The 12,909-nt window shown below is 73.0% G+C and carries 19 protein-coding genes; 7 read left to right on the top strand and 12 right to left on the bottom strand.

Annotated features, from left to right (window positions below):
- The first annotated feature begins 131 nt into the window (after positions 1-131).
- The gene (locus tag ACQPZ4_RS09450; RefSeq protein WP_433057972.1) at positions 132-995 is read left to right on the top strand and encodes a helix-turn-helix domain-containing protein; all 864 of its coding nucleotides are present in this window, start codon (positions 132-134) and stop codon (positions 993-995) included.
- Position 996: 1 nt separating this feature from the next.
- Here ACQPZ4_RS09450 and ACQPZ4_RS09445 read toward each other — a convergent pair whose 3' ends face one another.
- Positions 997-1,263, bottom strand: coding sequence for a DUF6232 family protein (locus ACQPZ4_RS09445; RefSeq protein WP_433057970.1), 267 nt, complete (start codon positions 1,261-1,263; stop codon positions 997-999).
- 178 nt (positions 1,264-1,441) lie between these two features.
- Between ACQPZ4_RS09445 and ACQPZ4_RS09440 the strand changes: the two genes are divergently transcribed.
- Positions 1,442-1,642 (top strand): DUF397 domain-containing protein, encoded by a 201-nt coding sequence (locus ACQPZ4_RS09440; protein ID WP_433057969.1) that lies wholly within the window; start codon positions 1,442-1,444, stop codon positions 1,640-1,642.
- A 20-nt stretch (positions 1,643-1,662) separates the two neighbouring features.
- Entirely contained in the window at positions 1,663-2,595 is a 933-nt protein-coding gene (locus ACQPZ4_RS09435; RefSeq protein WP_433057967.1) for a COX15/CtaA family protein, read from the top strand.
- Here ACQPZ4_RS09435 and ACQPZ4_RS09430 read toward each other — a convergent pair.
- The 3 genes from ACQPZ4_RS09430 to ACQPZ4_RS09420 all read right to left on the bottom strand — a co-directional run bounded on the left by ACQPZ4_RS09430 (position 2,547) and on the right by ACQPZ4_RS09420 (position 4,225).
- The gene (locus ACQPZ4_RS09430; protein WP_433057965.1) at positions 2,547-3,092 is read right to left on the bottom strand and encodes a GNAT family N-acetyltransferase; all 546 of its coding nucleotides are present in this window, start codon (positions 3,090-3,092) and stop codon (positions 2,547-2,549) included. The genes ACQPZ4_RS09435 and ACQPZ4_RS09430 overlap by 49 nt on opposite strands.
- Positions 3,046-3,777 (bottom strand): DUF4184 family protein, encoded by a 732-nt coding sequence (locus tag ACQPZ4_RS09425; RefSeq protein ID WP_433057963.1) that lies wholly within the window; start codon positions 3,775-3,777, stop codon positions 3,046-3,048. The genes ACQPZ4_RS09430 and ACQPZ4_RS09425 overlap by 47 nt, the downstream gene beginning before the upstream one ends.
- A gap of 82 nt (positions 3,778-3,859) precedes the next feature.
- On the bottom strand, positions 3,860-4,225 hold the full coding sequence (locus ACQPZ4_RS09420) for a VOC family protein (RefSeq protein WP_433057961.1): 366 nt from the start codon (positions 4,223-4,225) through the stop codon (positions 3,860-3,862).
- Positions 4,226-4,306: 81 nt separating this feature from the next.
- On the opposite strand from ACQPZ4_RS09420, the gene ACQPZ4_RS09415 reads away from it, so the two are divergent.
- Positions 4,307-4,621, top strand: a complete 315-nt coding sequence (locus tag ACQPZ4_RS09415; RefSeq protein ID WP_433057959.1) for a hypothetical protein — start codon at positions 4,307-4,309, stop codon at positions 4,619-4,621.
- A gap of 53 nt (positions 4,622-4,674) precedes the next feature.
- On the opposite strand, the gene ACQPZ4_RS09410 is transcribed toward ACQPZ4_RS09415, so the two are convergent.
- Entirely contained in the window at positions 4,675-6,096 is a 1,422-nt protein-coding gene (locus ACQPZ4_RS09410) for a benzaldehyde dehydrogenase (RefSeq protein ID WP_433057957.1), read from the bottom strand.
- Between the two features lie 136 nt (positions 6,097-6,232).
- Here ACQPZ4_RS09410 and pcaB point away from each other — a divergent pair, with 136 nt between their 5' ends.
- From pcaB to ACQPZ4_RS09395, 3 genes are read left to right on the top strand one after another with little or no spacing between them, the layout of a single operon-like run.
- A complete protein-coding gene (gene pcaB / locus ACQPZ4_RS09405) occupies positions 6,233-7,378 on the top strand; it encodes a 3-carboxy-cis,cis-muconate cycloisomerase (protein ID WP_433057956.1) in 1,146 nt (381 codons plus the stop codon).
- Entirely contained in the window at positions 7,371-7,733 is a 363-nt protein-coding gene (locus ACQPZ4_RS09400; protein WP_433057954.1) for a carboxymuconolactone decarboxylase family protein, read from the top strand. The genes pcaB and ACQPZ4_RS09400 overlap by 8 nt, the downstream gene beginning before the upstream one ends.
- Entirely contained in the window at positions 7,730-8,509 is a 780-nt protein-coding gene (locus ACQPZ4_RS09395) for an IclR family transcriptional regulator domain-containing protein (protein WP_433057952.1), read from the top strand. Before ACQPZ4_RS09400 ends, ACQPZ4_RS09395 begins: the two co-directional genes overlap by 4 nt.
- A 2-nt stretch (positions 8,510-8,511) precedes the next feature.
- Here ACQPZ4_RS09395 and ACQPZ4_RS09390 read toward each other — a convergent pair whose 3' ends face one another.
- The 7 genes from ACQPZ4_RS09390 to ACQPZ4_RS09360 form a co-directional block, all read right to left on the bottom strand.
- Positions 8,512-9,267 (bottom strand): alpha/beta fold hydrolase, encoded by a 756-nt coding sequence (locus tag ACQPZ4_RS09390; protein WP_433057950.1) that lies wholly within the window; start codon positions 9,265-9,267, stop codon positions 8,512-8,514.
- 12 nt (positions 9,268-9,279) lie between these two features.
- Positions 9,280-9,642, bottom strand: a complete 363-nt coding sequence (locus ACQPZ4_RS09385; RefSeq protein ID WP_433057948.1) for an SRPBCC family protein — start codon at positions 9,640-9,642, stop codon at positions 9,280-9,282.
- A 56-nt stretch (positions 9,643-9,698) separates the two neighbouring features.
- A complete protein-coding gene (locus ACQPZ4_RS09380) occupies positions 9,699-10,022 on the bottom strand; it encodes an ArsR/SmtB family transcription factor (RefSeq protein WP_433057946.1) in 324 nt (107 codons plus the stop codon).
- 48 nt (positions 10,023-10,070) lie between these two features.
- The gene (locus tag ACQPZ4_RS09375) at positions 10,071-10,793 is read right to left on the bottom strand and encodes a TIGR03089 family protein (protein WP_433057944.1); all 723 of its coding nucleotides are present in this window, start codon (positions 10,791-10,793) and stop codon (positions 10,071-10,073) included.
- Positions 10,794-10,796: 3 nt separating this feature from the next.
- Positions 10,797-11,429 (bottom strand): hypothetical protein, encoded by a 633-nt coding sequence (locus ACQPZ4_RS09370; RefSeq protein WP_433057942.1) that lies wholly within the window; start codon positions 11,427-11,429, stop codon positions 10,797-10,799.
- 26 nt (positions 11,430-11,455) lie between these two features.
- Entirely contained in the window at positions 11,456-12,367 is a 912-nt protein-coding gene (locus ACQPZ4_RS09365; RefSeq protein ID WP_433057940.1) for an ATP-grasp domain-containing protein, read from the bottom strand.
- Between the two features lie 67 nt (positions 12,368-12,434).
- Entirely contained in the window at positions 12,435-12,758 is a 324-nt protein-coding gene (locus tag ACQPZ4_RS09360; RefSeq protein WP_433057939.1) for a hypothetical protein, read from the bottom strand.
- Positions 12,759-12,909 lie beyond the last annotated feature (151 nt).

Below are 12,909 nucleotides of genomic sequence, written 5' to 3'. Positions count from 1 at the left end.
GCTTCGGCCCACGCGGACTTGACAAAAGGAATATCGTTGCCGAGTGCCCATAGCCGATCGTTCGTTGGCCACCTGCACATAGCAGATAGCGCGCTGCGAATTGATCGATACTTCGGCGGAGGATCTTCGCAATGGCCGTGACGCAGGGTCGTCAGACCTCCCTTCGGCGTCTGCGGGACCAGCTCAAGCGCATGCGGGAAGAGCGGTCGCTGCAGCAGGTCGAGGTCGCCCAGAAGCTGGACTGGAGCACGTCCAAGCTGATCCGCATCGAGAACGGCACGGTCGGCATCTCGGTGACCGACCTGCGGGCGCTGACCGGCATCTACGACGCCCCGGCCGGCGAGGTCGAGCACCTGGTCGAGCTGGTGCGCCAGACCAAGGGCCGCACCTGGTGGAGCTCGTACCCCACGATCAACGCGGCCTACAAGAACTTCATCGGCTTCGAGCTGGACGCGTCGCGGATGCTGCAGTACCACCTCAGCATCATTCCGGGGCTGCTGCAGACCCAGGAGTACATGCGCGTGCTCATCCCGGCCCTGCGCCTGGAGCCGACCGCGCAGCCCGCCCTCGAGGACCTCTACGCCGTGCGCATCCGCCGCCAGCGCGAGATCGTCGAGGCCGAGGAGGGCGCCGACATCACGATGCTGATCGACGAGGCCGCGCTGCGCCGCCCGGTCGGCGGGCCCGCGGTGATGCGCGAGCAGTACCGGCACCTGCAGCGCGCGGCCGCGTCGCCCCGGCTGACCGTCGCCGTGCTGCCGCTGGCCGCCGGCCCGCACGCGGGCCTGGCCGGCGGGTTCACCATCATGGAGTTCGCCGACGACGTCGACGGCGACCTGCTCGTGCAGGAGAACGCCACCGGCAACATCCTGCTGCAGGACCAGCCGGAGCTGGTCGAGAGCTACCGCAAGGCGTTCGAGGGCATGCTGGCGCACGCGCTGCGGGACGAGCGCGCCGTCGAGTTCCTCGAGACCTTGGTTCAAGAACAGGGCTGACTCAGTACTTCACCTCGTCCCGGTGCGCCTCCAGCGCCCGCTGCAGGGCGCGGCACACCTGGCCGAACTCCGTCTCGTCGCGCGAGGCCCACAGCGGCACGACCTCGCCGCGGTAGGTGCCCCAGAGCTCCCACGAGCCCCAGCGCCGCACGTCGGCCAGCTCCCGCAGGTCGTACTGCTCGCCGTGCACCAACAGATAGTCCGAGGTCACGGCCACGCCGCGGCGCATCGGGTAGTAGGTCCTGCTTGAGCTCCCCCTCGCGGTCATGCCGCCTCCTGCTGCGCTGAACACCTCACCGGCCAGCCACGGTGACCCCTCGCCGCGGGCAGTGGCTCCTTGCTCGACCTCCAGGGTCGATGCGCCCCATCGCCATGTCAAGGCGTATTGAAGCAAACTGCACATGGCAGATTGCCATCGACGCACATCACGGCATCTATAGTCAGGCATGACCGAAGCCGACTGGACCACAGCCACCTGGCGCAAGAGCCGGCGCAGCGGCGGCGACGGCGAGTGCGTCGAGTGGGCCCGCCTCGCCGGGCTGATCGGCGTGCGCGACTCCCGCGACCCGGCCGGCCCGCGGCTCGTCTTCACGGCGGCCGACTGGCGCGCGTTCGTCGAGCAAGTCCGCCTGCGGTCCGATATGTAGCCTGGCGTAGTATCGCCCGCGTGAGCTGGGTTTTGGAGTGGCTGGACCGGCCGGCGACGCTGCGCAGGGCGGCCCTCGCGTCGCTCGTGGCCAACATCGTCATCGTGGGCACGGGCGGCCTCGTGCGCCTGACCGGCTCCGGGCTCGGCTGCCCGACCTGGCCGCGGTGCACCGACGACTCCTACGTGACCACGGCGGAGATGGGGCACCACGGGCTCATCGAGTTCGGCAACCGCACGCTCACCAGCGTGGTCAGCATCGCCGCGATCCTGGCCCTCGCGGCCGCCTGGCGGCAGCGGCGCCGGCTGCCGTCCGCCCTGCGCGCGGGGGTCGGGGTGCTCCTGGGCGTGGCCGCGCAGGCCGTGCTCGGCGGCATCACGGTGCGCATGGCGCTGAACCCGTGGACGGTCATGGCGCACTTCCTGCTCTCGATGGTGCTCATCGCGCTCGCGTTCGCGCTGTGGGACCGCACCCGCGAGGAGCCCCCGCGCTGGACGGCGCCGCGGGCCATGCGCGCCGCCGGCGTCCTCACCACCGCGGTCTCGGCGGTCGTCCTCGTCCTGGGCACGATCGTCACCGGCAGCGGCCCGCACTCCGGCGACACCAAGGCCGCCCGCACCGGCTTCGACCCGGAGTCCGTGTCGCAGCTGCACACCGACGCCGTGATGGTGCTCGTCGGGCTGTCCGTGGCCATGTGGTTCGGCCTGCGCGCACTCGGGGCGCCGCTGCGGGTCACCCGGGCGGCGGCGATCCTGGTCGTCGTGGAGCTGGCGCAGGGGGTGATCGGGTTCGTGCAGTACTTCACCGGCCTGCCCTGGTACGTCGTCGTCCTGCACATGCTCGGCGCCTGCCTGGTCTGGGCGGCGACGCTGAACCTGCTGGCCCGGGTGACGACCCGGTCCGATCAGGCGCCGGCGAAGTCCGAGGACCACTCGCTGGCCAGCACCGCGTAGCGCAGGTCGTCGGTCCACTCGCCCTTCCACCACTGGCTCTGCAGCTCCAGGCCCTCGCGCCGGAAGCCCAGCCGCTCCAGCAGCCGGGCCGAGGGCGCGTTGCGCGCGTCGACCGACGCGTGCACCCGGTGCAGGCCCTCCTCGGCGAGCAGGTGGTGCACCACGCGCCCGACGGCCTCGGCGGCATACCCGCGCCCCTGGTGCTCCCGGGCGAGCGTGAACCCGATCTCGGCCTGGCGCCCCTCGTCGTGCCGGTTCACGCCCACGTCGCCGATCATCGTGCCGCCGTCGCGCGTTTCCACGGCCCACTGGTACCACCCCTCGCCCCGCGGATCGCGCCCGTCCAGCCCGGCCACGAACGCGAGCGCGGACTCCAGCGGATAGGGCGCGTCCCACCCCTGGTAGCGCGCCACCTCGGGATCGGAGCGATAGGCGGACAGCGCGGGGGCGTCAGCGGCGCGGAACGGCCGCAGCAAGAGGCGCTCGGTCTGCAACACGCTGCGACTGTACGGCCAGTGCCCCCGCCAGCAGCGCCAGCGCCCCGGCGACCATGATCCGGACGAAGAACACGTGCAGGTTCCCCACGTAGTACTGCCGGTCGCCGAGCACCCAGGTGAGCAGGAGACCGGCGACCAGCGCGGCGGCCGTCACGCTCCAGAACCGGCCCATGCGCACCGGCACCTCCGGCGGCGGGCCGTGCCACTCGCGGAGTTTGCGGCGCTGCCCGACGTACACGACGAAAACCGGCAGCAGGAAGACGGCCGCGGTGTCGCTGGCCTCGCGGATCGGCCACCAGGCGGCGACCGGGCCGGGATGGGTGACCAGGTCCCACAGCAGGTGGCTGATCGCGCCCAGCAGCGCCGAGGACGCGGTGATCCACCACCGGTGCCGGACCTGCCCCAGCACGCCGAAGTCGCGCAGGGCGAACCACGGCGGCAGGTGCGCGGACACCGCCGGGGCGCCCCGCCGGCAGAGCTGGGCGACCACGATCGCGGTCGGCAGGCTCCACCACAGCAGGGCCGGGACGGTGTGGCTGGGGATGCGGATGCCGGGGCCGTCCAGGGCGTACGCGAAGTCGGGCGCGCACGCCCCGGTGGCCAGGGCGACGCCGTCGAACCAGCGGGGGCGCCACAGTTTCAGCGGCAGGACGGCGAGCGGGTGCGTCGGCAAGGTCGAGGGCACGGGCCGATGCTGCCCCGCGAAGGCGGCTCCAGCGGCCGCCTCCACGGGATCACCACGAAGCCCTCACCCGCGGGTCACGCCCTCACCGGGTGCTACGGGTCACGCAGAATTCGTTTCCGTCCGGGTCGCCGAGCACCGCCCAGCCCGCGCCGGGCCCGTCGCGGTGGTCGGTCAGCATGGTCGCGCCCAGCCCGAGCAGGCGCTCGACCTCCTCGTCCCGGCTGCGGTCGCCGGGCTGCAGGCACACGTGCACCCGGTTCTTGACCGTCTTGGCCTCGGGCACGGTCTGGAAGAACAGCCGCGGCCCGCCCGGCGGCTCGATGACGACCTCCTCGTCGCCGGGCGCGCATTCGGGGTGCACCGGATGCCCGACGACACCGCTCCAGAACCGCGCAAGTGCATATGCATCTGCGGCATCGAACGACACGTTACGGATGAACGAGACCATCGGGCCTACCCATCATTGCCAAGTTGTAAATTCATCTGCACTTTCTATGATGCCGCTTGCCCCGTGTGCAACTCTTCTGCAATGGGGCACACGGAACCGCTCATCATGCAGATCTACTGCCGCCTGGAGGTTGCGGTCACCGATCCGGAGACCGTTGCGAAGCTGGCCGGTCAGCAACTGCGCGAAGCAGACATCGACTGGTCAAGGCGGGAGGAGGACCTCGAAGAGGCGGTCCACCAGCTCGAGTCCGACCTGAGCCAAGCATTGGCGTGTGTGATTGAACACGATCGGATGATCGAACACCTGCCGGGCGTGGAGCCGCGCGGCGGTCTCGCGTTCACGGCATTCGGCAAGCCCGATGACCGTTTCCGACCGGGATTCACCGACTTCCTGTAGCCGCGCTTCCCCGGGCGCCGGCCCCACCGTCGGGGCCGGCGCCGGGGTTTTTTTCAGAACGGATACTCCGGAATCGACCCGCGCATGGTGATCCAGCGCAGATCCGTGAAAGCGTCCACATTGCCCGAGCCGCCGGCGCGCGCCCCCGTGCCGGAGTCGCGGACCCCGCCGAACGGGGCCACCGCCTCGTCGTTGACCGTCTGGTCGTTGATGTGCACGATCCCGGTCGGGATCCGCTCGGCCAGCGCCAGCCCGCGCATCGCGTCGCCGGTGAGAATGCCCAGCGACAGCCCCAGCTCGGAGTCCGCCGCCAGGGCGACCGCCTCGTCCTCGGTCGCGAAGCGCACCACCGGCGCCACCGGGCCGAAGATCTCGTTCGCGTACGCCGGCGCGCCCGTCGCCACGCCGTCGAGCACGGTCGGGCGGTAGAACAGCCGGTCGTACCGGCCGCCCGCGGCCAGTCGCGCCCCGCCGTCCACGGTCGCGGTGACCAGTGCGTGCACCTTGTCCCGCTGCCCCTCGTCGATCAGCGGCCCGAGCGCGACCGGCTGGGTGTGCGGGTCGCCGACGGGCAGGGCCTCGGCGTGGGCGGCGAGGCGCTCGACGTACTCGTCCGCGATCGACTCGTGCACCAGGTGCCGCCCGGTCGTCATGCAGATCTGCCCGGCGTGCAGGTAGGCGCCCCACGCCCCGGCCGAGACCGCGCGGTCCAGGTCGGCGTCGGGCAGCACGATGAGCGCCGAGTTGCCGCCCAGCTCCAGGTGCACCCGCTTGAGGTGGCGCCCGGCGAGCTCGGCGACCTTGCGCCCGGCCGCGGTCGAGCCGGTGAACGCGACCACCCGGACCAGCGGCTCCTCGACCAGGGCGGTGCCGACGTCCGCGAAGCCCGGCAGCACGTGCAGCAGGCCGTCGGGCAGGCCGGCCTCCCGCAGCAGGGCCGCGATCGCGAAGCCGCCGCTGACCGCGGTACGCGGGTCCGGCTTGAGCACCACCGCGTTGCCGACCGCCAGCGCCGGCGCGACCGCGCGGATGGCCAGGATCAGCGGGAAGTTGAACGGCGCGATCACCCCGGCCACCCCGACCGGCGAGCGGCGGGCCAGGCTCAGCCGCGGCAGCGCGCTGGGCAGGATGTCGCCGAGCGGGCGGGACGCCAGGGCGGCGGCCTCGTAGCACTCCTGCGCGGCCACGTGGGTCTCGACGCCGGCCTTGGGCGGGATCGAGCCGGCCTCGCGGACCAGCCACTCCTCCACCTCCTTGGCCCGCGACTCGAACAGCGCCCCGGCCCGGCGCAGCACCCCGGCGCGCTCCTCGAACGGGGCCGCGGCCCAGGCCCGCTGCGCCTCCGCCGCCTCTCGGGCGGCCCGCGCGACGTCGCCGGGCGCGGCCAGCCCGACCGTCCCCAGCACGGCCCCGGTCGCCGGCTCGATCACGTCCCGCGTCCCGGCGCCGAGCGGCCGCTCTTCCAGCAAGCTCATCCGAACCTCCTTGTTCGTATAGCGCACAATTGTTCGCGGATCGCCGTCCGGGCCGCAAGGTTGCGCAAGGTGGCCGGGTGGGCGGTGGCGGGTCGATAGCATTACGTGCTGCACGTACAGACAGGCAGGGAGTCGCATGGGACCCACTTCGAGCCTGTTCGGCGGGGTGCTGTCCCGCGGCGCCGTCGCCGCGGCGGTCGCCGACGACGCCTGGCTGACCGCGATGCTCCAGGTCGAGGCGGCGCTGGCCGAGGCCCAGGCGTTCACCGGCCTGCTCGACCAGGCCGCCGCCGACGCCATCGGGGCCGCGTGCGCCCGGCCGGAGTCCTTCGACGCCGCGGAGCTGGGACGGGCGGCCGCGGAGAGCGGGAATCCGGTGGTACCGCTGGTGCACGCCCTCCGCCGCGCCGTCCCCGACCACGCCGAGGCGGTCCACCGGGGCGCGACGAGCCAGGACATCCTCGACACGGCGGGCATGCTGGTCGCCGCCCGCGCCCTGCGTCCCCTGCTGGCCGACCTGCGGGCGAGCGCCGACCTCACCGCCCGCCTCGCCCGCGAGCACCGCGACACGGCCATGATCGGCCGTACCCTCCTGCAGCAGGCCGTCCCCACCACCTTCGGCCTCAAGGCGGCCGGCTGGCTCGGCGGCCTGGACGCGGCCCGCCGCCGCCTCGACCAGGTGCGCGCCGACCGCCTGGCCGTCCAGTTCGGCGGCGCGGCGGGCACCCTGGCCCCGTTCGGCGAGGCGGCCCCCGATCTTCTCGAAGGCCTGGCGACGGTACTGGGCCTGCGCGAACCGGCCCTGCCCTGGCACACCGAGCGCACCCGCATCGCCGACCTGGCCGGCGCCCTGGGCTCGGCCGCGGGCGCGGTGGCGAAGGTCGCCCGGGACCTGACCCTGCTCGCCCAGAACGAGGTCGACGAGGTCTCCGACTCCTCCCCCGGCGGCTCCTCGGCCATGCCCCACAAGCGCAACCCGATCGCCGCGGTGTGCGCCCTGGGCTGCGCGGCCTCGGCGCCGGGCCTGGTCGCCAACCTGCTGGCCGCGATGGCCCACGAACACGAACGCGCGGCCGGCTCCTGGCACGCGGAGTGGCGACCGATGCGCGACCTGCTCGTCTCGACCGGCTCGGCGGCGTCCTGGCTGCGCTCGGCGCTGGAGCGGCTGGTGGTCCATCCTGACGTGATGCGAGCGAACCTCACGCGAAGCGGCCTCACCGGCGACCTGACCGCGACGGGCCTCCTCGTGGACCGCGCCCTTTCGGGGAGAAACGGTGACTGACTCCCTGTCCGACCGCGGGGCGGCGGTCCGCCGGGAGGTGCTCGGGGACGTCGCCGACCGCCCGCCCACACCGTTCGCCGAGCCGTTCCGGGAGTGGGTCCTGACCGCGGCCTGGGGCGCCGTCTGGGACCGCCCCGGCCTGGACCGGCGCACCCGCAGCTGCATCACCCTGGCCGTGCTCGCGGCCCTGCGCTGCGAGGACGAGCTGGCCATGCACGTCGAGGCGGCCCTGCGCAACGGCGTCACGCGCGAGGAGATCGCCGAGGTCCTCCTGCACACCTCGGTCTACGCGGGCGCCCCGGCCGGCAACGCCGCCTTCACCACCGCGAGCCGAGTGCTGGACCAGCTTCCGTGAACGACCCGCGCGGCGCCGACTTCGTGCAGTCGCTGGAGCGCGGCCTGGCCGTCATCCGCGCGTTCGACGCCACCCGCCCGGAGCTGACCCTGACGGAGGTGGCCACGCTCACCGACATGACCCGCGCGGCCGCCCGCCGCTTCCTGCTCACCCTGACCGAACTCGGCTACGTCCGCAGCGACGGCCGCCAGTTCTCCCTCACGCCGCGGGTGCTGGAGCTCGGCTACGCGTACCTGTCCGGCCTGTCCCTCCCGGCGATCGCCGAGCCCCACCTGGAGGCCCTGGTATCCGAGGTCAACGAGTCCTCGTCGGTCTCGGTCCTGGACGGCGCCGACATCGTCTACGTGGCCCGCGTCCCGACGTCGCGCATCATGACCGTGATGATCTCGGTCGGCACGCGCTTCCCGGCGTACGCCACGTCCATGGGCCGCGTCCTGCTCGCCGGCCTGCCCCGGGCCGACCTCGAGTCCTACCTCGCCGCGGTGAAGCCCGAGGCCCTCACCCCGCACACGGTGTCCACCGCGGCCGCCCTGCGCACCGAGATCGACCGCGCCCGCGACCAGGGCTGGGCGCTGGTCGACCAGGAACTGGAGGAGGGCCTGCGCTCGGTCGCCGCCCCGATCCACGACCGCGCGGGCCGGGTGATCGCCGCCTTGAACCTGTCCACCGCGGCGAGCCGCCGCGACGCCGCCGCCGCCGTACGCCGCGATTTGGTCCCGCCGCTGCTGGCCGCGGCCGCCCGGATCGAGGCCGACCTCCCACCGGGCTCGCGCTGACCTCAGCTCAGCAGCTTGACCAGCAACGGCGCCAGGACGGCCGGGTCAACGTCGTGGGTCTGGCCCTCCAGGACCTCGAACCGCGCGACCGGAATCGCCTCCGCCGTCGAGCGGGCCGCGTCGACCAGGAACGACGGGCTCGCGGCCCCGGCGATGATCGTGGTCGGCACGGTGATCGCGGCCGCCACCTCCGGCCGGACGTGGCCCGGCTGGAGCACCGCGTCGTCGTAGGCGAGCGTCGGCGCGATCCCCTCCAGCACCGCGAACCCCGGCGAGGCCCGGAACGCCGCGATCGCGCCCGGCGGCATCCCCACCTGCTGCTGGAACCGCGTCACCGCATCGGCGCGGCGGCCCTCGGCGAGCAGCTCGACCAGCTCCGCGCTGTAGGCGGGCGCGGGCCCGACGTACGGCGGCTCGTACACCGCCAAGGCCCGGACCGCGGCAGGAGACGCAGCCGCCGCCGCGAGGCCGATCGCGCCGCCCGAGGACATCGTGTAGACGCTCGCCGCGCCGCCCGCCGCGCCGATGACCGCGAGCAGGTCCTCGGCCTCGCGCGCCGGGGCGTACGGCAGGGTGTCGGTGCTCTCGCCGCGGCCGCGCCGGTCGTAGCAGTACACCGTGAAGTGCTCCTGCAACACGGCGGCGAGGGGATCCATCGGGCCGGCGCCCCGGAAGCAGCAGGCGCCGTCCACCAGCACCACGGCGGGGCCCGAACCGGTCGCCGAGAAGGCGATCGTCGTGCCATCGACAGAAGTCAAAGTCGGCATGGGCTACTCCAGCGTGGCGAGGTAGGTGTCGAAGCGGTCGAGGCTCGTGGCGAAGCCGGCGCGGGCCTCGGCGGTGGCGTAGGCCTCGGGCACGTCCGTCTGGTGGGTGACGACCTCCGTGCGGCCGTCGCCGAGGTCCAGGAACGTGACCTCCGTGCGCATGCGGCTCTCGGCCTCGATCCAGACCAGGCGGTTCGGGCGGTCGATCTCGGCGTAGACGGCGCGCATGGTGTACGCCGAGCCGTCCGCGCCCACCATGGTCGTCTCGAAGCGGCCGCCCGGGCGGAGCTCGACCACGATGCCGTCGAGCGGGGTCGTGGTGCCGGTCGGGCCCCAGAAGTGCGTGAGGTGCGCAGGAGTGGTCATGCAGTCGAACAGACGCTCGGTCGAGGCCATGTGGACACGCCGAAATTCGAATGCGCTCACAACTGCTCCAGGTAAGCAGCCAGCCGGTCGTGGCGGTCCGCCCACAGGGCGTGGTTCCGCTCGATCCAGCCGGCCGCCTCGGTGAGCCGGGCGCCCTCCAGGACGCACGGGCGCGCCTGGGCGCTGCGGGTGCGCGAGATGAGCCGCGCGTTCTCCAGCACCTTCAGGTGCTTCGAGATCGCCTGCTGGGTCATCGCGAAGGGCTCGGCCAGCTGGTGGACCGTGGCCTCACCGGCCGTGAGCCGCTCCAGGATGGCCCGCCGCGTCGGGTCGGCCAGGGCCGCGAAGACGAGACTGAGCTCGTCGGTGACAACCGCCATGCCTGCGACGGTACCGACAACTCAGCGGTTTAACAACCAGAAGGTTGTCTAAGTCAGCCGGTGCGTCGCGCCCTCCGACTCGGCGAGGGCTTCGAACGAGGCCGGGGTCGCGTTGGCCGCCAGCACCACCGACGCGCCCACCGACAGCGGCGCGAGCAGCCACTTCAGCGGCTGCTCCTCCGTGGACGCGTCGACGAGCAGCCGGTCCCCCGCCCGCAGGCCGATCCGCTCCGCGAGTTCCAGCGCGATCGTCCCGAACGCGCCGAACGAGGTGCCGTCCGGCGTGACCGCGTCGCCGGCGCGGGTGTGCGCCGGCGACGGTACGTGCGGGGAATACTCGTCGATGGCCGATTCCAGGTCGCGGTACCCCGGCGGCGGCTCCTCGGCGAACAGCGCGAACCGGTGCTTGGCGTCGGGGATGTTCTCCAGCCACGAGCCGATCCGGTCCCCGGCGACGAAGAGCACGTCGTACGGCGTGTCCGCGCCCGGCTCGAGCACGCTGAGCCCGGCCGTCGCCCGGCTCTGCAGCGACACCTGCAGCCCGGCCGACCAGGCGCCCAGCAGTACCGCGGCGGTGAGCCAGTGCGGCGGCAGCAGGACCGCGGCCCGGCCGCCCTCGGCAATGCCACAGCCCTCGCGCAGCAGCCCGGCCACCTGCGCCGCGCACCCGCCCAGTTCGGTCGCGCTCAGCGAGGTGTGCTCGCCGGTGGCGGCGTCGTGGAAGGTGAGCAGGGACGGCTCGGTCAGCTCCGGCGCGCGGTGGGAACCCATGCCCTAGAGCATGACGGTCGCACTGCTGCGCGCCACCTCCGGGGCGATCGGCGGCAGCGACTCGTACTTGCGCAGCCGCGCGTGCACGACGAAGACGTACGGGACGCCCGAGGTCAGGCCGGTGACGGTGGTCGTGACGCGGGTGCAGCCGGTGCCCTTGGCGACCGTCTGCCAGGTCCAGGCCGGCGGCGCGCCCTGGTACAGCTCCTGCGACACCGCCGCGACCTGGTACTCGATCAGCGTGGGGTCGCCGATGTTCCACCAGCTGACCTGGGCCGAGGTGGTGCCGGCGACCACGTCGGCGCCGCTGATGACGCCCTGGCGGTAGACGCCGGTGCACTCGGTCGGGCTGTAGCTCGGGGTGGCGGTCGCGGGGGTGCGCGACGCGAACGGCGACAGCGACGCGATCGGGCCGCGCACCGGGGCGCCCGTGGTGTCGCCGGCCGAGGGGTTCACCGCGTCGCCGCGGGAGTAGACGGTCTTCTCGGGCAGGTTGACGACCTTGCCGGAGCCTTTGCTGGTACTGGTCCCATCGCCGGTCCCGGAGCCGTTGAGCCCGGGCAGCATGCTGCAGCCGGCCACCCCGGTCGCCAGGGCGGCGAACAGGGCCAGGCCCGCGCCGATGCGCCGCTTCACACCCGGAACATCGGCACGGGCAGCCGCTATGTGAGCCGGCGCGCGACGGCCGCGGCGAAGCGGTCCGCCGATCCCGCCGCGAAGCCGAAGAACAGCGACGGCTCGGTCAGCTCGACCTCGATCACGACCGGCCCGTCCGGCGAGGGCAGCAGATCCACGCGGGTGTACAGCAACGTGCCCGCCGGCACCGGCAGCGCCTCCAGCACCCGGGCGCCCAGCGCGCGCTCGGCCGCCGACGGCACCCGCGCCGAGATGTTCTCGTTCTGGTACAGCAGCCCGCCCTCCTCGTACGGCCCGGTGAGGATGGCGCCCTTGCGGATCGCGTGGCTGAAGACGCCGTCGAAGTACAGCAGCGCCGTCTCCCCCGCCGTGTCCACCGCGTCGAGGTACGGCTGGATCATCACCACCCGGCCGGCCTCCTGCAGCCGCCGCACGTGCGCCGCGGCCGCCGGGGCCTGGGTCGCGAGGTCGTACCGCCCGGTGTCGATGCTGCCGGCGCTCACCGCGGGCTTGACCACGATCTCGCCGCGGCCCTCGGGCACGAACGCGTCGCCAGGCTCGACCCAGGTCGTCGGGACGATGGGGATGCCGGCCGCGGCCAGCTCGCGCAGGTACCGCTTGTCGGTGTTCCACTCGATGACGCCCGCCGGGTTGGCCAGCCGCGGCACCGCGCGCGCCCACTTCAGGAACTGCTCGCGCCGCTTGGCGTAGTCCCAGGTGTCGCGGACCACGGCCAGGTCGTAGCCGGCCCAGTCGGCGCCGGGGTCGTCCCAGACCACCGGCTCGGCGGCGATGCCCAGCGCGGCCAGCGCCGCCACCAGCGGGCGGTCGTCCGCGTCCAGGTCCGGCAGGTCGGCACAGGTAACGAGAGCGACCCGGGCGGCGGCCCGGGTCGCTTGGGAATGGGATGGGTCGGTCTGTGGTGGATCTTGGCTCACGCGGCGACGATACCTGCGTGCGGGGCAGGAGCGCCGCTACCGCGCGTGGGCCGCAATCCGCGGCACGCTAGCGGGAGAGCGTGCGGCGCCCCATGGAGCGCCAGAGGTCGTTGCTCGGGCGCATGTGCTCGAGGAGCTCGCGCTCCCAGGCGTTCTCGATCGTGACCCCGGCCTGGGCGCAGGCGGACCGCGCGATGTCCGTGCCCTCGGCGAACTGGTCGCCCCAGACGCCGTCCTCTCCGACGAGCACGATGCGAGCACCGCGCCGGCCGACGTACTCGATGACCGCCTTCGCGCCGCCGTGGTCGTCCGCGAAGGACTTCAGGCCGGCGATCAGACCACCCGGGACCGGGCGGTTGAGGGTCATCGTCGTATCGGAACCATCTGCCATGTCGGCCAGACTAGAGGCACGAAAAGCCACCTGCGGGTGAACTCGGCCCCGGTTGTGACCGTTCTTACCAACGGGTTTAGCAGTGACGGCGACCGATTCGTCAGCCCATGTCCGTAAATATCCGGATTTTCTTCGGGGTTGACATCCGCCG

This window comes from Dactylosporangium sp. CS-033363 (assembly GCF_050942475.1).
In the GTDB taxonomy this organism is placed as follows: Bacteria; Actinomycetota; Actinomycetes; order Mycobacteriales; family Micromonosporaceae; genus Dactylosporangium.
This window is presented reverse-complemented; position numbering and strand designations above follow the sequence as displayed.

What these genes read in the sequence shown, in the direction of transcription:
- ACQPZ4_RS09380 (WP_433057946.1), bottom strand. Translation starts at nt 10,022, where the DNA reads ATGGCGGTTGTCACCGACGAGCTCAGTCTCGTCTTCGCGGCCCTGGCC.
- ACQPZ4_RS09415 (WP_433057959.1), top strand. Translation starts at nt 4,307, where the DNA reads ATGGGGCACACGGAACCGCTCATCATGCAGATCTACTGCCGCCTGGAG.
- ACQPZ4_RS09420 (WP_433057961.1), bottom strand. Translation starts at nt 4,225, where the DNA reads ATGGTCTCGTTCATCCGTAACGTGTCGTTCGATGCCGCAGATGCATAT.
- ACQPZ4_RS09385 (WP_433057948.1), bottom strand. Translation starts at nt 9,642, where the DNA reads ATGACCACTCCTGCGCACCTCACGCACTTCTGGGGCCCGACCGGCACC.
- ACQPZ4_RS09375 (WP_433057944.1), bottom strand. Translation starts at nt 10,793, where the DNA reads ATGGGTTCCCACCGCGCGCCGGAGCTGACCGAGCCGTCCCTGCTCACC.
- ACQPZ4_RS09440 (WP_433057969.1), top strand. Translation starts at nt 1,442, where the DNA reads ATGACCGAAGCCGACTGGACCACAGCCACCTGGCGCAAGAGCCGGCGC.
- ACQPZ4_RS09410 (WP_433057957.1), bottom strand. Translation starts at nt 6,096, where the DNA reads ATGAGCTTGCTGGAAGAGCGGCCGCTCGGCGCCGGGACGCGGGACGTG.
- pcaB (WP_433057956.1), top strand. Translation starts at nt 6,233, where the DNA reads ATGGGACCCACTTCGAGCCTGTTCGGCGGGGTGCTGTCCCGCGGCGCC.
- ACQPZ4_RS09360 (WP_433057939.1), bottom strand. Translation starts at nt 12,758, where the DNA reads ATGGCAGATGGTTCCGATACGACGATGACCCTCAACCGCCCGGTCCCG.
- ACQPZ4_RS09445 (WP_433057970.1), bottom strand. Translation starts at nt 1,263, where the DNA reads ATGACCGCGAGGGGGAGCTCAAGCAGGACCTACTACCCGATGCGCCGC.
- ACQPZ4_RS09450 (WP_433057972.1), top strand. Translation starts at nt 132, where the DNA reads ATGGCCGTGACGCAGGGTCGTCAGACCTCCCTTCGGCGTCTGCGGGAC.